Origin of the sequence: Raskinella chloraquaticus (SeqCode), assembly GCF_021731865.1 — a bacterium.
Classification (GTDB): domain Bacteria; phylum Pseudomonadota; class Alphaproteobacteria; order Rhizobiales; family UBA4765; genus Raskinella; species Raskinella chloraquaticus.
Genome location: NZ_JAKFWN010000001.1, coordinates 250,455 through 270,022, shown reverse-complemented (window position 1 = coordinate 270,022; position 19,568 = coordinate 250,455). Strand labels below are relative to the sequence as shown.

The 19,568-nt window shown below is 60.1% G+C and carries 14 protein-coding genes; 9 read left to right on the top strand and 5 right to left on the bottom strand.

Annotated elements, in window-relative coordinates; genetic code table 11:
• Nucleotides 1-16 precede the first annotated feature (16 nt).
• From yihA to dapD, 4 genes are all read left to right on the top strand, one after another.
• Entirely contained in the window at nucleotides 17-688 is a 672-nt protein-coding gene (yihA, locus tag ACINK1_RS01280; protein ID WP_376799764.1) for a ribosome biogenesis GTP-binding protein YihA/YsxC, read from the top strand.
• Between the two features lie 90 nt (nucleotides 689-778).
• A complete protein-coding gene (argB, locus tag ACINK1_RS01275) occupies nucleotides 779-1,669 on the top strand; it encodes an acetylglutamate kinase (RefSeq protein WP_376799765.1) in 891 nt (296 codons plus the stop codon).
• Between the two features lie 8 nt (nucleotides 1,670-1,677).
• Nucleotides 1,678-2,400: a pyrimidine 5'-nucleotidase gene (locus ACINK1_RS01270; protein WP_376799766.1), complete on the top strand. Its 723-nt coding sequence runs from the start codon at nucleotides 1,678-1,680 to the stop codon at nucleotides 2,398-2,400.
• Nucleotides 2,401-2,447: 47 nt separating this feature from the next.
• Entirely contained in the window at nucleotides 2,448-3,284 is an 837-nt protein-coding gene (dapD, locus tag ACINK1_RS01265) for a 2,3,4,5-tetrahydropyridine-2,6-dicarboxylate N-succinyltransferase (protein ID WP_376799767.1), read from the top strand.
• 33 nt (nucleotides 3,285-3,317) lie between these two features.
• Here the strand turns inward: dapD and ACINK1_RS01260 are convergent, their stop codons facing one another.
• Nucleotides 3,318-5,096 carry an alkaline phosphatase gene (locus tag ACINK1_RS01260; protein WP_376799768.1) on the bottom strand — a complete coding sequence of 593 codons (1,779 nt, stop codon included), beginning with the start codon at nucleotides 5,094-5,096 and terminating at the stop codon, nucleotides 3,318-3,320.
• Between the two features lie 75 nt (nucleotides 5,097-5,171).
• Nucleotides 5,172-6,881, bottom strand: coding sequence for a patatin-like phospholipase family protein (locus tag ACINK1_RS01255; RefSeq protein ID WP_376799982.1), 1,710 nt, complete (start codon nucleotides 6,879-6,881; stop codon nucleotides 5,172-5,174).
• 373 nt (nucleotides 6,882-7,254) lie between these two features.
• Between ACINK1_RS01255 and ACINK1_RS01250 the strand changes: the two genes are divergently transcribed.
• The 4 genes from ACINK1_RS01250 (at nucleotide 7,255) to ACINK1_RS01235 (ending at nucleotide 13,121) form a co-directional block, all read left to right on the top strand.
• On the top strand, nucleotides 7,255-8,109 hold the full coding sequence (locus tag ACINK1_RS01250; RefSeq protein WP_376799769.1) for a WecB/TagA/CpsF family glycosyltransferase: 855 nt from the start codon (nucleotides 7,255-7,257) through the stop codon (nucleotides 8,107-8,109).
• Nucleotides 8,110-8,193: 84 nt separating this feature from the next.
• The gene (locus ACINK1_RS01245) at nucleotides 8,194-10,380 is read left to right on the top strand and encodes a GumC family protein (RefSeq protein ID WP_376799770.1); all 2,187 of its coding nucleotides are present in this window, start codon (nucleotides 8,194-8,196) and stop codon (nucleotides 10,378-10,380) included.
• A 5-nt stretch (nucleotides 10,381-10,385) separates the two neighbouring features.
• On the top strand, nucleotides 10,386-11,663 hold the full coding sequence (locus ACINK1_RS01240) for a VpsF family polysaccharide biosynthesis protein (protein ID WP_376799771.1): 1,278 nt from the start codon (nucleotides 10,386-10,388) through the stop codon (nucleotides 11,661-11,663).
• 9 nt (nucleotides 11,664-11,672) lie between these two features.
• Entirely contained in the window at nucleotides 11,673-13,121 is a 1,449-nt protein-coding gene (locus tag ACINK1_RS01235) for a lipopolysaccharide biosynthesis protein (RefSeq protein ID WP_376803312.1), read from the top strand.
• Nucleotides 13,122-13,126: 5 nt separating this feature from the next.
• Here the strand turns inward: ACINK1_RS01235 and ACINK1_RS01230 are convergent, their stop codons facing one another.
• On the bottom strand, nucleotides 13,127-14,212 hold the full coding sequence (locus ACINK1_RS01230; protein WP_376799772.1) for an endo-1,4-beta-xylanase: 1,086 nt from the start codon (nucleotides 14,210-14,212) through the stop codon (nucleotides 13,127-13,129).
• Nucleotides 14,213-14,406: 194 nt separating this feature from the next.
• Here ACINK1_RS01230 and ACINK1_RS01225 point away from each other — a divergent pair, with 194 nt between their 5' ends.
• On the top strand, nucleotides 14,407-15,072 hold the full coding sequence (locus tag ACINK1_RS01225; RefSeq protein ID WP_376799773.1) for a methyltransferase domain-containing protein: 666 nt from the start codon (nucleotides 14,407-14,409) through the stop codon (nucleotides 15,070-15,072).
• Nucleotides 15,073-15,095: 23 nt separating this feature from the next.
• Here ACINK1_RS01225 and ACINK1_RS01220 read toward each other — a convergent pair whose 3' ends face one another.
• Together ACINK1_RS01220 and ACINK1_RS01215 are read right to left on the bottom strand one after the other, a co-directional pair.
• Nucleotides 15,096-16,367, bottom strand: a complete 1,272-nt coding sequence (locus ACINK1_RS01220; RefSeq protein ID WP_376799774.1) for a hypothetical protein — start codon at nucleotides 16,365-16,367, stop codon at nucleotides 15,096-15,098.
• 111 nt (nucleotides 16,368-16,478) lie between these two features.
• Entirely contained in the window at nucleotides 16,479-19,520 is a 3,042-nt protein-coding gene (locus ACINK1_RS01215; protein ID WP_376799775.1) for a caspase family protein, read from the bottom strand.
• Between the last annotated feature and the right edge of the window lie 48 nt (nucleotides 19,521-19,568).

Sequence of the window (19,568 nt, the reverse complement as noted above, 5' to 3'; positions counted from 1 at the left end):
GGCCGTACCTTGAACAATGGCGGCATCTGACCCGCCGGAGCTTTATGCCGAACCGCCTTTCGACGCGGCAGCGCTCGAGGCTGGCCGTTTGCTGTTTGCCGGACCAAGCGGTTTCGTCAAAGGCGTGGTGGCGCTTGAAGGTCTGCCGCCGATCGACAGCCGCGTCGAGGTGGCGCTTGCCGGGCGCTCGAATGTCGGCAAATCCTCGCTTGTCAACGCCATGACCGGGCGCCGGACGCTTGCCAAAACGTCGAACACGCCGGGGCGCACCCAGGAAATCAACTTCTTCACGCTTGGCGAGCGCATCCATCTCGTCGACATGCCGGGTTATGGCTATGCCGCAGCGCCTCGCGAAAAGGTCGCCGCCTGGACCGATCTCGTCATCTCCTACCTGCGCGGGCGCCCCAATCTCGCCCGCCTGTTGCTGCTGATTGATGCCCGCCACGGTCCCGGCAAGGTCGACGTCGAGGTGATGGATTTGCTGGACAAGACGGCGGTTGGCTATCAGGTGGTGCTGACCAAGCTCGACAAGCTGAAGCCGACCGAGATCGCTCCCCGCCTCGAGGCGACACGGCTCGCACTTGCCAAACGGCCGGCCGCTCATCCCTTGTTTCTGTCGACATCATCGGAAAAAGGCTGGGGTTTGGCGGAATTGCGTGCCGCCATCGCCACCATGCCGGGGCTGTGAACGAGCCTGATAGGGAAGGCGGGCAATGGCGCGTTGATCGTTGCTGCTGAAACGGCTATTCGCTTCGCCAGCCACATTGAGGAGAGCGCCATGGACGACCTCATCGATCCGCAGTCACAGGCGCGGATCATCACGCAAGCCCTCCCGCACATGCAGCATTACGATGATGAGATCATCGTCGTGAAATATGGCGGTCATGCCATGGGCGATGAGGCCAAGGCGCGCTCCTTTGCCCGCGACATGGTGATGCTGGAGCAGGTGGGCATCAACCCCATCGTTGTCCACGGCGGCGGCCCGCAGATCTCCGCCATGCTGGAAAAGCTCGGTATCAAGAGCTCGTTTGCTGCCGGTCATCGCATCACCGACGCCGCCACCGTCGAGGTGGTCGAGATGGTGCTTGCCGGATCGCTCAACAAGCAGATCGTCGGCTACATCAACGATGCGGGTGGCAAGGCAATCGGCCTGTGCGGCAAGGATGGCAATATGGTGCGTGCGGTGAAGGCAACCCGCACTGTCGTCGATCCCGGCTCGCAGATCGAAAAAGTGGTCGATCTCGGCTTCGTTGGCGAGCCGGAAAGCGTCGATACCACGGTGCTCGACACCATCGTCCGCCGCGAGTTGATCCCGGTGCTGGCCCCTGTGTGCACCTCGCACAAGGGCGAGACCTACAATGTCAACGCCGACACGTTCGCCGGGGCGATCGCCGGCGCCATGAAGGCCAAGCGCCTTCTCCTTCTGACCGACGTTCCAGGCGTACTCGACAAGAACAAGGAGCTCATCAAGGAATTGTCGATTGAGGAGTGCCGCGCGCTGATGAAGGATGGCACCATCACCGGCGGCATGATCCCCAAGATCGAGACCTGCATCTATGCCATCGAGCGCGGCGTCGAGGCGGTTGTCATCCTCGATGGCAAGGTGGCCAACGCCGTCCTGCTGGAACTCTTCACCGAGCACGGCTCGGGTACTTTGATCAAGCGCTGAGGCGATCCTTGGCTCAGCCTGCAGTGTTCGACCATGTCCGTGAATGGATATTCGATCTCGACAACACCCTCTACCCGCCCGAGATCAACCTGTTTCAGCAGGTTGATCAGCGCATCACCGCATGGATCGCGCATTTCCATGGCATCGATGGCATGTCGGCCCGTCAGTTGCAGAAATATTATTATCGCCAGCACGGGACATCTCTGAACGGGCTGATGACGGTCGATGGCATCGACCCCGCGCCCTATCTGGCGTTTGTCCATGATATCGATCATTCAGCGATCCTGCCGGCGCCTGCTCTGTCTGCTGCCTTGTCGCGCCTGCCGGGACGGCGCTTCATCCTCACCAATGGCTCACGCCGCCATGCCGAGACGATTGCCTCGCGTCTGGAGATTCTGTCGCATTTCGATGATATTTTCGACATCGCCGACGCTGACTTCACGCCCAAGCCGAAACCGCACGCCTATGAGCGCTTTCTGGCGCGCCACGGCATCGATCCCGTGCACGCTGCCATGTTCGAGGACCTGGCGCATAACCTCGCCGTGCCGCACGCGCTTGGCATGCGCACCGTCCTGGTGACCCCGTCCGGCATTGCCGCGCCAACCGTTCATGCCGAATGGAATATCGTTGGCGATACCGAGCGCCGCCATATCGATCATGTCACCAGCGATCTTGCAGGTTTTCTACAGCAGGTGAACCGCCATCAGCCTGTTGGTGCGGCAGGTAATTGACGCTTCATGCTCAAGCAGGCAAAGAGCGGCTGGGAAGAGGGAACGCCATGAGTGAATTAAGCCGTATCATCGATGCCGCCTGGGACGATCGTGCCAGTGTCAACGAGCAAACGACCGGCGAGGTGCGCGAGGCCGTCGAGCACGCTCTGGAGGCGCTCGACAGCGGCAAGGCGCGGGTTGCTGAAAAGATCAATGGCGATTGGCTCGTGCATCAATGGCTGAAGAAAGCCGTTCTCCTCTCCTTCCGCCTGACGCCCAATGCGCTGGTGTCGGGCGGGCCGGGCGGCGGTGGCTGGTGGGACAAGGTGCCGTCTAAATTCGCTTCGATGGACGCGGCGCAATTTTCTTCAGCCGGCTTCCGCGCCGTCCCGAATGCGGTGGTGCGGCGCTCGGCTTTTATCGCGCCAAGCGTCGTGCTGATGCCAAGTTTTGTGAATGTCGGCGCCTATGTCGACAGCGGCACCATGGTCGATACCTGGGCAACCGTTGGCTCCTGCGCCCAGATCGGCAAGAACGTTCATCTGTCGGGCGGCGTTGGCATCGGCGGCGTGCTCGAACCATTGCAGGCCAATCCGACGATCATCGAGGATAATTGTTTCATCGGCGCCCGCTCGGAAGTGGTGGAGGGCGTCATCGTCGGCGAGGGTTCCGTTCTGTCGATGGGCGTATTCATTTCCGCCTCCACCAAGATCGTGGATCGCACGACAGGTGAAATCCACATCGGCCGCGTGCCGCCCTATTCGGTCGTGGTCTCAGGCTCGCTTCCCGGCAAGGCGCTCCCGGGCGAGAATTGGGGTCCGTCGCTTTATTGTGCGGTGATCGTCAAGCGGGTTGACGAAAAAACCCGCTCCAAAACGTCGATCAACGAATTGCTGCGCGACTGAGCGGGAGCGCTGCCCGCTCCCGCATGTCCGTCGTCAGGGCACGTTGCCAAGCGCCAGCGCACGCGCCATCACTTCGAATACTTCGGTGTTGTCGAGAAAGCCTTGGACGCGTTCGCTGCCGGGGCCTGCCGCCGACAATAGCGTATCCTCGGCGCTGTGCACGTCGGAATTGGCATTCGACGGCAGATTGCCGCGCACCAGCAGCGCGCCCGGAGCGTCGGCATATTTCGGATTGGGACGGGACGTCGCCCCTTCACCCTGGCCGGCGAGCGAGGGTGCGTTAGGCCCATCCAGCTTGGGACGGAACGTCTCGTAATAATCAGGAATGCTGGCTGAGAAGATCGCCAGCCTGCGGCTCACATCAACGCGGTCGGGATAGCCTTGCGCATCGGGAGCGGGATAATTGGGGTATCCGGCCTGAGCGTAGACGCCCAGTCGCTCGCGCAACGGCGCGTTGGGCAGCGCGCCCTGCATGTCATCATGCATGACGCCGACGATGCCGATCGGGTGGGTATGGTCGGCGAGCACCAGGATCAGCGTATCGTTGCGAGGTGCGGCAAAATCGCGGGCGATCTTCACCGCATTATCCAGCATGATCGTGTCGTAGACGGCGCGCTCCATATCAAGCGCGTGGGTGTATTTGTCGATGAGGCCGCTCTCCACCATGAGAAAGAAGCCCTTGTCGTTCTTCGCCAGGATCGACAGCGCCGCGCGCACCTGATCGGTCAGATCGGGCTGGTCGGGGAATTTCTTGACCGATCCACCCTTGAGGAAGCGCCGGTCGAGCACGCCGTCCATGTTGCCGCTGTTGAAGAGACCAAGCAGCTTCGTGGTCTCGGGTTTGGCGCTGAGGGCGGCAAGCTCGGTTGCCGTTGCAACATACTCATAGCCGGCGGAGCGGAATTTCCCGATATAATCCTCCTCATCATTGCGCCGCGAGCCCGGCGTCGATTTCGGCAGGAAGTTGGCGCTGCCGCCCCCCAGGATGACGTCGGGTCTGGCCTCGAATATCTGCTGAACGATGATATTGTAATCGGCTCTCCGGCGCGTATGAGCCACCATGGCGGCGGGCGTCGCGTCCTCGATTTCGGTGTTGGTGACGATGCCGACCGCCATGCCCAGGCGACGCTGAACGAGGCTGGTGATGGTCTCGACTTTGGGATGATCGGTGTTGGATCGCGCGCGCGAGACGTAGACGCCAAGCGCGTTAGTGCTGGATTTATGCCCCGTCGTGTAGGCGCTCATCGAATTGGCGGAATCGGTAATGATGGAATCAACACCCGACGTCGCGACAAGCGCCGTCGCCGGCATGGTGTCGAGCGCCAGCTTGCCGCGATATTTCCCTTCCGTGATGCCTTTGGAGAGGACGCGGGCGGCAACACGATGCGCATTCGACAGACCATCCCCAACGAACAGGATCACGTTCTTGGCGCGGCGTGGTTCAGGTGTGTCATAGACTTCCCAGACCACTTGCCCGCTGAGCACGCCGTCGCTTGCCTCCACCTTATAACTGCCGGGCTTGGTCAGGCTCACATCCCGAAACAGGACGGACGACCGCTCAGCGCCATCTTCGCGCTCGATCAATTGGCCTTGCTTGCCAAGAACGCCGGCTGCGTCCGCGCCATTGATCGACAGCTTGATTTTATCGGCCGTGACCACGCCCTGAAACTCGATTTTGACATCAAGCCGCGAGCCAACGAGAAAGCGGGCGCGATCCACCGGAAAAATGGTCTGGGCGGACAAATGCCCCGCCGTCCCAAAGGTGCATGCGATGGTGCTGATGGCCAGCCATGCCGTCGTGATCAGTTTCATTGGTCGTGCCCCCTGCCGCTACCGGCAAAAGGCTAGGCGTGAAACGTGACGTTTTCAATGCAGGCTGGGAGGTGGTTACGCCGCCGATTTGTTGGCCAGCGCCGTCAATGCGGCAAAGCTGTCGGCACATGTTTCAAGACTGCGGCACGTGGTCTCATAGCCAATCGCCGCAGCGCGATCAAAAAGCGGCCAGTCGCGAAACCCCACCATCGACACGCTGGGCTCGATCAGGATGCTTGCCTGGCGTCTTGCCTCGCGGCGCTGCCATTCATTGCCGACAGTGCCGGTGCGCGCCAGGATCGACAGGATGCCAGGGATCGTGCCGCGCGCGCCACCCAGCGACGTATCGCCACAAACATCAACCGCGATGATCGGGCCGGTGGTAAGCCGGCGCATATGATCGACCGGCAGATTGTTCATGATGCCGCCATCGACATGGATGTGATCATCGATGACAACCGGCGGCAGGAGCCCCGGCAGGGCGACGCTTGCCGCCAGCCGCTCGGAAAGCAGACCGGTGCGATGGGCCACATCGCTGCCCGATGTGAGATCAGCGGTGACGCAGAGATAGGGCAGGGCAAGGTCTTCAATCTTGATCGGCCCGAAATTGCGCTCCAGCAGGCTGCGGACCTTGCGCCCGCCGAAGAACGAGACGGTTGGCAGGGTGAAGTCCGAAATCGGATTTGAGGTGACGAAGGCGGCCTTGAGCCGGGCTTGGAGTTCGGCGACATCCCATTCGCGTGCAATTCCAGCCGCAATCAGCGCGCCCATGCTGGTGCCGCCAATGGCATCGATCGGCACGCCGGCTTCCGTCAGCGCGCGATAGACACCTACATGGGAAAATCCGCGGGCGCCGCCCCCTGACAGCACGAGCCCCACAGCGCGCCCGGAAAGATGGCGTGCCAGCCTGTTGATATCGCGCGCGACGCCGCGGCGCACCACATGGCGAAGCCCTGCGACCGGCCGCAAGCTGGTCGTCTCGACCGGCATCAAGTCATCACCAAGCACAATCCGGTCAGCCGGCTTGTGCGCACGCACTTCATTGTTGCCCGGCGGCGGCCGCTCCCCCTTGCCAACCAGCATGATGCGGTCAGCCTGACGTTCAGCCTGCCGCCACCATACCGTGTCCTGCTCGCTGGCGAGATAAAGAAGGATGTCGTGGTGCGCTTCGAGCCTCTGGTACCATTCAGCCGGGCGGCCCTGGGCCGTGGCATCAAGACACTCGACCGACAGGCCGAGGTTTTTCAACGCCGGCAGCAACCGCATCGCGATATCGTGGACCTCGTCACGATGCCCTTCACCAAGCAGCGCAATGGCGCGGCAGCGTGGATGCAGCAGGGCGCGCGAGGTGGTGCGGCGCAGTCGCTCGATCAGCAGCAGCGACAGATTGCGCAGGATCTGCGGATGGTGCGCGGCAATGCGCTCGAAAGCGTCGCGCCCCAGGACGAAGATCTCGCAGTCGCGGTGCGCAATCAGCCGCGCACTGTGGGGTTCATCCGAAAGGAGCGACATTTCGCCTACGGTCTCGCCGGCAGGCACATGGGCGACGCATTCAAGCGCTCCGCGCCCGTCGCTGACCTGAACGCTCATGGTTCCGGAGAGAATGAAAAAGAGGGAGCGGTCATGGCTGCCCTCGCGGGCAAGCTCAAGGCCACCTGGCAGGCAAAGCCATGATCCCATGCGCGCTACCTGCCGCACGGCTCGCGGGTTGAGCCCATCAAGAACCCGGAACTCAGCTAGCCGCGCCGCAACGGTCGAAGAATCGGCCAGCCCGGTGGTGGACATCACGCCGTACTCACTTCACAACACTTGGGGAGTTGAGATTAAGGCGAAGCGATGAAGAAAGTCTTGATACGATTAAATTACGAGCAATCGCCCGGTTGAGATCGCGCTTCAGGTGATCGACAATAGGAAGGTGTTTAACGGCGCACCCCGCGAAAATCCCATGTCGCGCTGAACCTACGCAAAGCGCCAGTGCACGGTGCAATAATCTGCACCCCCTCCCGGATCTTTACCTTAACACCGGTTGGTCATCCTTCAGACGGCCCGGCGGCACAGTGCACCTGGCGGTCGGTACATCCTTTGCAAATCCTTAACCAGCGCAGCGCTGCGGGCATCGCTTTGTGTCACCGCGGCACGATTTGGGTGAGGAATAGTTATGAATCAACATTTTTTACACCATAACGGGTCACAGGACGAAAATACTGAGACGATTGCCCGTCTGAATATCATGGGCGTTGGCGTGGTAAACGCGCGCGCTGAAACCGCGGTCGCCACCATTGACGATGAAATCGGCAGGGGGCACCGGGTCAAGCTTGCCTTCCTCAACGCCCATGGCAGCAATATCGCCGCGCGCGATCACGATTTCCGCTCCTGCCTCAACCGCTTCATGGTTCTCAACGATGGCATAGGGGTCGATATCGCCGCTCGCATTCTGTTTGGCCGGCGGTTCAACGCCAACCTCAACGGCACGGACTTCGTTCCGCGTTATCTGAGCACATCGCGCCATCGCTTCCGTATCTTCCTGCTGGGTGGTCGGCCGGGCATCGCTGAGCGCGCTGCGGCGGCGATGAAGCTGCGCGACTGGCCGCACGACGTGGTCGGGTTCCATCATGGGTATTTTGCTCCTGCCGACATACCGGCTGTTCTGCAAACTGTGCGCGCCTCCGGCGCCGATCTTCTGCTGGTGGCGCTGGGCAATCCCGACCAGGAAAAATTCGTTGAGCAACATTTCTCCGCCTTCAATTGCGAGTTGGCGATCTGCGTTGGCGCCCTGTTCGATTTTCTTGCTGGCGTTGTACCGCGTGCTCCTCGTGTGATGCGCCGCGCCGGGCTTGAATGGCTCTTTCGCCTCATCCTCGAACCGGCACGTCTGTGGCGCCGCTATCTGCTCGGCAATCTCGTCTTTCTTGCCCGCCTCGCCCGCGCCCGCTTTGCGGGCTCCACCAAAGGGGAGCGGTTCCCACCATCAACGCCTGGCCTTGAGCCCGGCAATCTCGCGTCGCGCGGTTAGCTGGCACAGGCCTTGCTGCGCTCACGTTAAGCCGAGAGCATTGTTCCGCATTGGCACAGGCTCAACTAGGTTTGGAGTAACGATATGACCGTTCACAGTGCCGAAATGCCTCACGTCGAGACGTGGCCGCCACGGCCGCAGCAATCAGCGCCAAACGCTGGCGCGGCCGACGGCCTTGATTTGCGCGGACTTGTGAATGTGCTGAAGCAGCGCCGGATGACGGTTCTGGCAACGCTGGTGGCGGCTGTCCTTGCCGCGATCGGTTTTCTGATTGTCACGCCGCCGCTCTTTACCGCCTCAACCCAGCTTCTGATTGATCCGCGCGACCAGAAAGTATTGCAGACGGAAGTGCGCACCGGCGGCATCGGCATCGATACCTCGCTGATCGAAAGCCAGCTCAGACTGCTGACATCGGAAACGGTGCTGCGCCGTGTCGTCGATGCGCAGAACCTCGCTCAGGATACAGAGTTCGGCGCCGTCAGCACCTCGGGCGGGCTGTCATCGGCGCTTCGTCGCATGTTGGGCGGCAGCACCAAGACTGATCACACCGATCCGGCGGCGCGCGCGCTTGATGTCCTGCAGCGGCGTGTGTCCGTAAGGCGTGCCGAGAAGACCTATGTCATCGAAACCCGCGTGACGTCACGCGAGCCGCAAAAGGCCGCCCGCCTCGCCGATGCGATTGCCGAAGCCTATATCGATGACCAGAACGAGGCCGCCCGCGCTGTGACGCGCCAGGCAACCGGCGAACTGACCTCCAGGCTCGATGCGCTGCGTGATAATGTCCGCGCTGCCGAGGACAAGGTGCAGGCTTTCCGCAGTGCCAACGGCATTGTTGCCGCCAAGGGAACGCTGGTTGGCGAACAGCAGCTCTCCGAACTCAACCAGCGGCTTGTTCTGGCGCGCGCCCGCGTTTCCGAAAGCGATGCGCGCTATGAGCAGCTCCAGCGCGTCATTCGTGCTGGCGGCGATACCGGCGCGTTAAGCGATGCGCTTGCGTCCAATGTGGTTCAGGCGCTCCGCGCGCAGCTTGCGGAAATCAGCCGTCGTGAGGTTGACCTCAGCAACACGCTGGGGCCACGCCACCCATCGGTCGCAGCCGTCCGTGCCCAGCTCCAGAATATCCGCGCCCTCATCGGCGAAGAGCTGAAGCGGATCGCTGACTCAGCGCGCAGCGACCGCGACGCAGCGCGCGCCAGCGAACAGACACTGAGCCGTGAACTTGATCGCCTCCAGCTGCAGTCGACCGCGACCGATGGTGCGAAGATCAAGCTGCGCGAACTTGATCGCGAGGTCGAGGCCAGCCGCGCGCTTTATGAGGCCTTCCTCATCCGCGCCAAACAGACGAGCGAACAGGAGCGCCTGAGCTATAATACTGCGCGTATCATTGCCCCGGCAGTGGTTCCCGACGGTGCGAGTTTTCCGCCTCGCCTGCTGATCCTCGGCATTGCCCTGTTCTTTGGCGCGGGGCTTGGCGCCACGCTGGCCTTGCTGCGCGAGCATTTCGACGACACGTTCCGCAGTGGCAAGGACATCCGTCGCCATATCGGGCTTGATCTTCTGGCCGCCATTCCGCTCGTGGCGCGCGATGATCACGGGACTGTCCTTGCAGCCAATCTCCCCTTCCTGCGTCGGGCCAAAAAGACGACGCTTGCCGATGGCCGGGCGTTCACCGCCGCGCTCTATCGTTTGCGCGACTGCCTGCGTGAAGAGCGGCAGAACGCCAAGGCGCGAACGTTTCTCATGGTGTCAGCCGAGGCGGGGGAAGGAAAGACCACCCTGTCGCACAATTTCGCTCTCACCCTGGCAGGGCATGGCGAACGTGTGTTGCTGATCGATGGCGATCTCACACGCTCGGCTCTCTCGCGTCGTATCGCCCCACAGGCAAGTCTTGGCCTGCTTGGCGTTCTGAGCGAGCGCGTCGAACTCGCCAAGGCGGTTGTCAGCGGCGGTGAAAACCTCTCCATCCTGCCAGTCAGCAACGACGAGGCCGCGCCGCGTCCGACCCGTATCCAGTGGGAACGTCTTTTTGCCGCTGCCGCCAGACAGTATGACGTCGTTCTTGTCGATGGCGCGCCGGCTATTGCCGAGGCATCCATGCGCACGCTTGGTGATCTGATTGATCGCACGGTGCTGATCGTCCGCGCCAATTCCACGCGGCGTGAGGCGGTCGAGGAAGCACTGGATGCGCTGCGCCTGCCACAGCACAAACTTGCCGGCGTCATTCTCAACATGGCATCGCCCGACATCGTCAAGCGTTATGAGCCGGTGTGAGCATCATGAGCGAGGCAATCTATTACGTTCCCGCAACGGCGCGCCGCCACAATCTCTTTCAGACGATGGCGGTGGTATGCAGCATCATTGCCGTGCTGGTAGCGCTCATGATTTCCAATCTGGCCCTGTCGGCACTGGGTATTCCCTACGATGTTGAGGGCGGGTTGCCTCTGACAAAGATTCATCCCGCGACCTATATCGCGTCGTTGGCGATGCTGGCTCTTCTGTGCGCGCCGGGTAATCCGTTTATCGCGATTGACGATATCGTGCGACGCCATCATGGGTTGCTGCTGTTTCTCGTCGCCTGGCTGTTTCTTCTGGTGCATATTTCGCTCGTCCTCAAAGGACCTTTCACCAACATCATCGATACATTCCTGCTGCCGCCCTTCCTGCTCGTGCTGCTCGCGCGTCTTGACGAGCAAACGCTGCGTCGACTGGCAGTCGCCATCCATCTGATCTTCGCGCTCAATGCCCTGCTCGGCATCGTCGAGTTAGGCAGTGGCTGGCGGTTGACACCGCTGATTGTCAGCGGCGCTGAACTGACGAGCGACTGGCGCCCGAGTGCCATCTTCGGTCATCCGCTTGCCAACGCGGCGGCCATTGGCTGCTACGTCATCAGCTTTCTTCTGGGCGGCGGACGCGATCTGGCACCAACCCTGCGCGCGCCGGCCCTCATGTTGCAGGTTCTGGCGCTGGTGGTGTTTGGCGGTCGTGCGGCCGCCGTTCTGGTGGTCCCGTTCGCCGCCGTGATCATTGTCTTGTGGTTTGTGCGCGCCGTTCGCGAGAAGCGATTGACCGCCATGGCGGCCGGGCTCTTTGCCATTGCCGTGCCGCTGCTCGCGACCGCAGTCGCCCTTGCCTTTGATGCAGGTCTTTTCGATCAGTTCGTCGCCCGCTTCCTTGACGATGACGGATCGGCGAAGACCCGTTTAGAAATGTTCGTGTTGCTCGCCGAACTACCTATGCACGATCTCATTTTCGGCCCCGACGCCGAACTGATAACCACGCTCAAGCGTCAGCTTGGCCTTGAATATGGCATTGAAAGCTTCTGGGTCAGCCTGGTCGCCCATTACGGTTTGCTCAGCACGACGATCTTTCTGGCTGGTCTTTTCTGCCTGTGCAAAAGCATCGCCAAGGCATCGCGCAAGGAAGGGGGATGGGTCGTCTTTTATTTCATCCTGGTCGCGTCATCGTCCGAATCGATCGCCGCGAAAACACTTTCCTTTACCCTGATGGTTATCCTCTCTCTGGTCTTGTTGCGCCGCACAGCGGCAGATCGCTGAACGGGGCTGATGATGTTGTTGCGCCGTACGTTCATTTACATGCCCGCTCAGATCATGGGGCCGCTGGCGCAGTTTCTTGCGGCAGCCATATGGACTTATTTTCTGGCGCCGGAAGCCTTCGGCACCTATGTCCTGGTGTGGGCTATCCAGGAACTGGCCCTGTTACTGGTGTTGTCGTGGTGGAGCGCCTATGCGTTGCGCTACATCACCAGCCACAACGATGATATCTTGCGTTTTGACGGCGTTGAAATCGCCATCCAGCTCGCTGCAACAATCCTGCAGACATTATTCGTCGCCCTTGCGCTGCTTGTTGTTTTTCATGAACTGCCGGGGATGAACTTGCTGGCCGCGACGCTCGCCTTCACGCTGACGCGCAACCTCACCTGGCATTTCGCGGATCGATCACGTGCCAGTTCAGCCATTCTGGCCTATACAATCCTCAACAGCTGCGGCTCGGTTCTTGGTCTTGCCTTCGGCATCGTCGCTGTCCTGCTGTTTGCACCAACGCCGGAAATCGTCCTGTGGAGTTATGCGCTTGCCCAGGCTCTGGGGCTGGTGCTCGCCTGGTCGTTCATCCGCACCTCCACCTTGCGCCCGCGGCTTGATCTCTCGCTGGTGCGCGGCGCCTTCGCCTATGGCGCGCCGCTCATGATCGGCAATGCGCTGGCCTGGGTTGCCATGCATGGACTTCGTTTTGTCGTCGAGCATGAACAGGGCCTTGCGGGCGTCGGCCTCATCTCGGTCGGCTGGTGGCTTGGCATGCGCGCAACCACCTTCACCGGTCAGCTCGCCACCACGGCCGGCTTCACGCTGGCGGTGGAGAAAGTACGCGAGGCCGGTCAGCGGGCCGCCCTGCCGCAACTTGCCAGCAATGGCGCCTTGTTGCTCGCCGCCCTCATCCCCACCGTTGCCGGTGTCATCATGCTGAACGCTCCGCTGGTCGATGCGCTCGTCTCCGAACCATACCGCGCCATCACCCGGGATATTCTGCCGCTGGCGATCGCAACCGGCGCGGTGCGAATTTTTCGCATTCACGCGACCGATCAATGTTTCCTTCTGTTCAATCGCCCGAAGCTTGACATTATCTTCGCTGGTGCCGAGGCAGTTCTGGTTCTGCTTGCATGCTATATCGGGCTGCATCTTGATGGCGGGCGCGGCGCCGTCATGGGCTGCCTGATTGCCAACGCAATCGTCACGCTGGCAAGCTTCGTTACCGTCAATCGAATTTTCGGCTACTATTTGCGCCCTCTCGATGTCTTGCGGGTCATTGTTGCCGTCGCGGCGATGATGTTGGTCCTCCATATTCTGCCGCCGGCGCATAGCCGCGTTGAACTGGTCGGACACATTCTGGCGGGAGCCATCACATTCGCGCTGGCAATCGCTGCCGGCTTTCCGCGCATCTGCGGATTGGCTATCCAGCGGCTCCTGTCGCTCCGGCCTTCACCAAGCTCCCCATGAATGGTCTACTTCACCCGCGTCAGCAACGCCTCGATCATCGCCTGCGCGGCGGGCTTGCGCTGCAGTCCGTCATCATAGGGCAGGGGGCGTGGCCGTCGTCCCGGCGGATGTTTGCGCCGCGCCAGCTCGCCATACCAGCTGTAGCGGTCGGATAACTGCCAGGTGATGACGGCTTTGACGGCTGGCACCGTCAGCACCGCTTTCAGAAAATCGCGATAGCGACTTGCCACCATGAGATCGCGCTTGTTGATGTCATCAGGCATGCCGCCATCGTCGACATCAAGTTCGGTAATGTAGAGATCAACGCCAAACCCGGCGAGCCTGGTCAGAAATTCAACGAACACCTGATCGTCGAAAGGCAGCGCCGGCTTGAGATGACCCTGTAATCCGATGGCATGGAGCGGTACGCCTTCGCCTTTGAGGCGCTCGACGAGCTTCAACAAACCAGCGCGCACGCTGATGCCCAGCGCATCCTGCTGCTCGCAGAACGCCTCATTGAGGACAAGCCGTGTTGCCGGATCAACGCTTGCGGCACGACGGAAAGCCCGCTCGATATATGCCGGCCCGAACGCGTCATACCACGGCCCCTGGCGATAGCCGCCGGGCAGGCGCTGCGGCGGGTAGAAGGGCTCATTGACGACGTCCCATGAATGAATGCGCCCACGATAGCGGGTGAGTGTTTCGTCGATATGGCGATCAAAGAGGTACCGCAGCTCGGTGAGGCTCGACCGGCGCAGCCAGGGTGGTGGATTGTCGTTCCACACCAATGTTGTCCCGCGCAGCAGCAGGTCGTTGTGGCGGGCAAATTCAACGATCCGGTCAGCGGTCGAGAAGTCGGCATCGGGCCCCTTCGGGCGCAGCCAGTCAAACTTCAGCGCATTCTCCGCCGTAACCAGGCGCGTCTCGCTGGCGATGAGCTTGCGATAATCCGCATCATCGAAAACTTCACGATCAAAGGCAGAGCCAAAGGCAATGCCAACGGCGGCCGCCACCGCCCCGAGGCTGGTTCCCTCAGCCGCGATCGCCGGTATGGTTCCGGACGCCAGAGGGGCTGCGAGAAGAGCAAGGAGATCGCGTCTGTTGACCGTCATCGAGCTTAACCTTGATCAGGGAAATGGCTTCGCAATAACCGGGTTTGCGCGTAGAAAACGCGTGTCTTACGGCGCTGTGCCAGGCGCTTTCGGCGACGCGACCGACGCTCCGGCGAAGGCCGCCGCCGGCCGGATCATTCTGCCAGCTAGTAGTTGATCAAATCGAAACGTCATGAGCGAGGAACTGTTATACCATGTCGGATGCCGCTATTCATATCGGTGAACAGCATTGGGGCACGCAGACTGATTTTCGTGCCCGGCGGCTGGTGCGCTTCGTTAAGATCGTCGATGAGGTCATCGCCCGCAAAGGTCACTGCCGGATCGTCGATCTGGGCGGCAACATCGAGTATTGGCGTGATCTTGAGGCCGTCTGGTCAGGCCGCTCTGTCAGCTTCGTCCTGATTAATCTGATGTCCCAGCGCCTCGATGATCAGCGCTTCGAAAGCCGCGTTGGCGATTGCACCAACATGGCGGAATTTGCCGATAATTCCTTTGACGTCGTCCATTCCAATTCAGTCCTGGAGCATGTGGGCCGCTGGCAGGCCATGCGCGCCATGGCGCGTGAGGTGAGGCGACTGGCGCCGCGCTATTTCGTCCAGACACCGGATTTCTGGTTTCCGCTGGAGCCGCATTTCCGTGTGCCGTTCTTCCACTGGCTGCCGGAGCCGGTGCGTCTCGCCCTCGTCATGCGCTTTGACTGCGGCGCCTTTCCCCGCGCCGCCACGCTTGACGACGCGCAGCGCTATATTGAAGATTCAATTCTCATTGACCGCAAACGTATGAGCGCTTTGTTTCCCGATGCAAGCATCAGCTCGGAGCGTGTCTTCGGCCTGTCAAAATCGCTGATTGCCATCCGTTGATCCAACGAAGGCCTCAACAGAATCTACAAGCCTCGATTAGCCCGCCCGTAAAGTTTAGGCTCGTCCTTGGGCCCACCGGCCGACCATATGACGCGAATAGGATAGGGCTTCTGCTCCTTCAGCTTGTCGAGCGATTCACCAAACGTCACGACCAGCCAATCATTGCATGTATTCAAAGCGGTTTGAAAGGCACGCCTTTCGATCTCGGGAATTTCAGCCAGGCTTGTCGCTGAAGCTGACGTGGTGATTTCCTCGACATACTCCGACAAGCAATCATACATGATCCGCTGGGCGCGATAGCGAAGCGCAAAGCTGTTGGGATCGAGACGAAAGGCTGTTTCATAACGCGAAATCGCCAATTTGGCGGCGCTGGAGAGAATGGAGTCAGCGCGCTCCCGCAGTTCTTCCGAAAGCTTCTGTTCGGTCTCATGGGCGGAAGCAGCGTCAGCAGCGTCGGACACATTGACAGGCGCGGCGCCGTTCCCTTGCGCCTCGTAGACGCGCCGCTGGAAGGTGACAATACTCTTGTTTGCCGCAAGAAGCTCCGAGGACTCGAAGAGCCGTACATAGATCGCTTCGGCTGAGCGCTGGATCAGCGAATGAAGTGTTGCCATCGGCGCCAGACCGCGATTGTTGCCGTTAAACAGCGAGGGCAGTTCGCCAATGACCCGGTTGAGAATCATCACCCGCAGGCGATCGGTCGTCCAGTTCTCGTTGAGGAAACTTTCAAACTGGTCCAGCCGAGACTTGCGTAAAGCTTCATCCAGAGCGGTCTCGATCGCCAAAGCCGTGACGTCGCCGCTCCGGCGATCCTTGTTTTCGATTTGAAAACGTTGAAGGATCGTCGCCATTTTCGAAGAATAATCACGTTCCTCATCGTTCGAGCGCAGTTTGAGGATGTTGTCGTTTTCCGAGACGGTGCCAACTGAACCGATCACCGTGCTGGAACGGAACGTCGCAAGGACGGGAAGAGACACTTTACCTGCAGGACCGGCAAGCGACGAGAGAACCTGCTCATTTGAGGGCGACGAGCTGCTTTCATTGGTCGTGGACGCGGTATCACTTTGACGTGCCCGCGATTTCTTTGCCGACTTCGTGCCGCGGGTCTCGCGGCGAACTCCAGCCTGCGCATTTCTGTTACCGTTGGCGAGGAGCCCACCGATAATGGCAGCGCCGACACCAATCGCCAATCCAGTGTCAAAGCCTCTTGCATGGGTCTCCCGCGGCGGCAGGGAAGCCGTCATCAGCACGGCACAACCAATCGCCAGATAACGTTGACCACATGTGATGATCATAAAAGCCTCCGCGCAAGCGAATATGCATTTTTTACGATACAAGAAATATATTTGTTCTGACCATGGCGCGCAAGCCCATCCGCAGGCTGATCGGCCGGCGCCTGCGTCGGTTCACTTGCGTTTCTTGCTATTTTTCGTCGCTTCAGCAAGTTGTGCCGCTCTGATTTGCTGTTCGATCAGATCGGCAAAGAGCACCTTGTTGCGCTTTGCCGTTTCGAAGCTGGCAATCAGCGTTTGACGCTCGGGACGATTGTCGGCGCAGTATAGATTCTTGTGTTCAAGGAGCGTGATCTGGGCTTCGGTTGGCGAGGTTGCACGACCCCAATCCCAGATCCAGATATGATCATAGCGCCACGGAACGCGCTGCTTCGAATTCTCGCAGGAATAATACAGCGGTATCTCGACGCGGCGAACCTTGACGGTTTTCGTGTCCCCATCCGGTTTTCCGTAGAATTTTTCCAACCGTTCAATTTCATCCGCGCTGAATAATGGTCGACCGCGAGCATCCACCGCCTCGCCATTACGCGCCATTTCCACTAACAGATGGCCAGCTGAAATCTCGTAATAGGGACTGCCAGCCCAGTTACTGGGTGCTGTACGTGATGCAAGCGCGATCGTTTGAAAAGCATATTTGATGGCTCTATCGATATCAATCGTCTCACCGAGCTCACCTCGCCGATAGATTTCCGCCAGCCGCTTGGCCGCCGGGGCCGAGCCTTGTGCCATAGCCCGCTGCAGAAGCAAAATAGCTTCCTTCGCACCGAATTCAGGGCGTATCAGAACGGTTCCGGTGCGTAGACGCTCAGCAAAATTATACTGCGCTTCGCTATCACCACCATTTGCCGCCAGCCGCCAGAAGCGTTCGGCAAGCTCGGGTTGCGTTGATGGCAGGCCGTCGCCCTCCTCCATCAACTGCGCCACCCGCTTGCGGGAATAGCTGTCACCTTCGTCTGCTGCCCGGCTAAGGAAAAGAAGCGCCAGCTGCCGATCTTTTTCGACTCTGAGATTGCGGTCCGAACTATTGGTCACTCCGTCGAAATAGATTTGCCCGAGATATCGCTTGGCGAAGATGGAGCCAGCATCTGCCGCGCGCAGCAACGTCTCGACTGCGCGCCTTGGGTTCTGTGCCACGCCGCGGCCATATCGCAGCGCATAACCCGCCTGCACCATCGCTGGCACATAGCCGCCTTCGGCTGCGCGGGCGAACAGCTCGTAGGCTTTCCTCAGATCGCGTTGGTAGTCTTTCTTCAGATTGCGTTGTAAAATGCCGTCGCCCGCAGCGTAGCGCCTCGCCAGATTATACATGGCAAGCGGATGGCCTTGCTGTGCCGCCTGTTCGAGGAGGCGCACAATCTCATCCTCATTTTCCTTGCCGTCGCCAGTGTTGCCAAGAAGAACAGCCAGGCCGTTGAGCGCGCTGACATAGCCACGCTTTTCAGCGTCGGCGTAGGCTGTCCGTGCCTTGCGGAAATTGTCGTCTCGTTCTTTCGAGCCAGCTTTTTCATCCCATCCCTTGCGGTGATAGGCGCGCCCCAGATTGAACAGGTAGCGGCTGATGCGCGGATTCTCCCTGATTGATTTCTCGCAGGCCTCGATCGCATCTTCAAATCGCACATAGGAAAAAAATACGCCGGGGACTTCGGGCGGCCGGGCTTTATCTTGCTCGGAGGCAGCAAAATAATCGCAGGAATCGATGCGGCGTATGGCGCCACGTGTGATCCTCACATCACCAAGCTCGCCCGAACCGGGCGGCAAGGCAGCCAGGACCGCCTCGACGGCGCCGCGTGCCGGGCACTGGGCGAAGGTGGTGATGAATCGCTCAAGGTTCTCGCGCTGAAGCTGGCGCAGGCTCTCGGCGAAAGCCGTCTGGCATTTGAGGCTGTTCTCGTCGCTGCCGGGCGGGGACTTGACGACATTGTTGAGACGCGTTGCCGCCTCCGCGCTCGCACATCCCTCGAAGCGCCTTGCGTGACGCTCCAGAAGCTCTGGCCGCAACTGGCGCAGATTGTCGATGAGGTCGATGCGCGAGCCGTCGCAGCGGTCAGGCTGCTCATCGGAACCAAGTTCGATCTGGGCGATCAGTCGGCGCGCTTCCTCAGCCGTTTCGCAGCCGGAAAAACGACGGCGGTGGCTGTCCAGTGCTTCACGCGTCGGCAGCTTGCGGATGTCCTTGATATCGCTGAGACTATCCTTGCACGGTTCAACATCGAGCTTGAAGCGTTCACTGCCGATTGAATCGATAAACAAGAAGTCCTCAGCCTTGTCGAAGCTGTGATAGAATTCAGGTTCCTGCTGCAATCCATATAGCGAGGCGATATCGCGTGTGACCAGTTTAATGCGCTCGGCAAGTTCGACCGCCGTTTGGCCGGGACGGATCATTTCCTGTCGCAGCACCTCGGTAAACAGCGAGTTTCGCCGCCGGTCGTATTGATTGAACGCTTCGATGGCCTGCTCGCCAAATGATGCGGAATAAAGGATCAGGAACCCAGGCGGCACGCCCTCGGCCGGCACTAATCGGCTGCCGCTGGTGGAGCTACGCTCGATGGTCCTGGAATCAAGCCCGTCGTCAGTAAGCAGGGTGCGACAGGCATCAAGGACAATGATTGCTGCCTTTGGCTTAACGGCTGCTATCTTTTTGGTGATTTCCCTGGTTGAGACGCCGCCTCGTGCCACCTCCTGCTCCTGATAATCACCAAGATAGGTGGTAATGCGCAATCGCGTGATCGCCGCGTCCTTCTGCTCATTTGCCGGCAATTTCGAGCGAGTAAAAGTAAAGGGGCTCTTGATATCCCCCATCAGCAAAAAATTATCCTGTTTTTCCTCGATGCCAAAGCCATGCCCGGAGAAGTGAAAGAAAACGATGTCGTCAGCCCGAACGGTCTTCAGGAAGGCATCGAACTGCTTGTCGAACTCTGCTTTGGTTTTTACGTTTTCCAGACGCTTGATGTTTTTCTTGTCAAAACCGGCTTCAATCAGTTCGCCCTCAAGATCCTTCACATCGGCAACCGACCGTGACAGTCTTTGCAGGTTCTTATCGCTGTAGGCATTGTTCCCGACAAGGAAAGCCCGCCTGGTCTGGGCTTGCGCGGACCCGATCAACGTCAAAACAATAACGCCAGCGGTGACAATGAACCCTGCTAATCGGTGCCGCATATCTTGATCCTTAATCCTTCATCATCGACGACGCCTTTGCCCGAGCTG

Coding starts and splice junctions, on each gene's coding strand:
- dapD (WP_376799767.1), top strand. CDS start 2,448: ATGAGTGAATTAAGCCGTATCATCGATGCCGCCTGGGACGATCGTGCC.
- yihA (WP_376799764.1), top strand. CDS start 17: ATGGCGGCATCTGACCCGCCGGAGCTTTATGCCGAACCGCCTTTCGAC.
- ACINK1_RS01230 (WP_376799772.1), bottom strand. CDS start 14,212: ATGACGGTCAACAGACGCGATCTCCTTGCTCTTCTCGCAGCCCCTCTG.
- ACINK1_RS01240 (WP_376799771.1), top strand. CDS start 10,386: ATGAGCGAGGCAATCTATTACGTTCCCGCAACGGCGCGCCGCCACAAT.
- ACINK1_RS01260 (WP_376799768.1), bottom strand. CDS start 5,096: ATGAAACTGATCACGACGGCATGGCTGGCCATCAGCACCATCGCATGC.
- ACINK1_RS01245 (WP_376799770.1), top strand. CDS start 8,194: ATGACCGTTCACAGTGCCGAAATGCCTCACGTCGAGACGTGGCCGCCA.
- argB (WP_376799765.1), top strand. CDS start 779: ATGGACGACCTCATCGATCCGCAGTCACAGGCGCGGATCATCACGCAA.
- ACINK1_RS01250 (WP_376799769.1), top strand. CDS start 7,255: ATGAATCAACATTTTTTACACCATAACGGGTCACAGGACGAAAATACT.
- ACINK1_RS01235 (WP_376803312.1), top strand. CDS start 11,673: ATGATGTTGTTGCGCCGTACGTTCATTTACATGCCCGCTCAGATCATG.
- ACINK1_RS01215 (WP_376799775.1), bottom strand. CDS start 19,520: ATGCGGCACCGATTAGCAGGGTTCATTGTCACCGCTGGCGTTATTGTT.
- ACINK1_RS01220 (WP_376799774.1), bottom strand. CDS start 16,367: ATGATCATCACATGTGGTCAACGTTATCTGGCGATTGGTTGTGCCGTG.
- ACINK1_RS01225 (WP_376799773.1), top strand. CDS start 14,407: ATGTCGGATGCCGCTATTCATATCGGTGAACAGCATTGGGGCACGCAG.
- ACINK1_RS01255 (WP_376799982.1), bottom strand. CDS start 6,881: ATGTCCACCACCGGGCTGGCCGATTCTTCGACCGTTGCGGCGCGGCTA.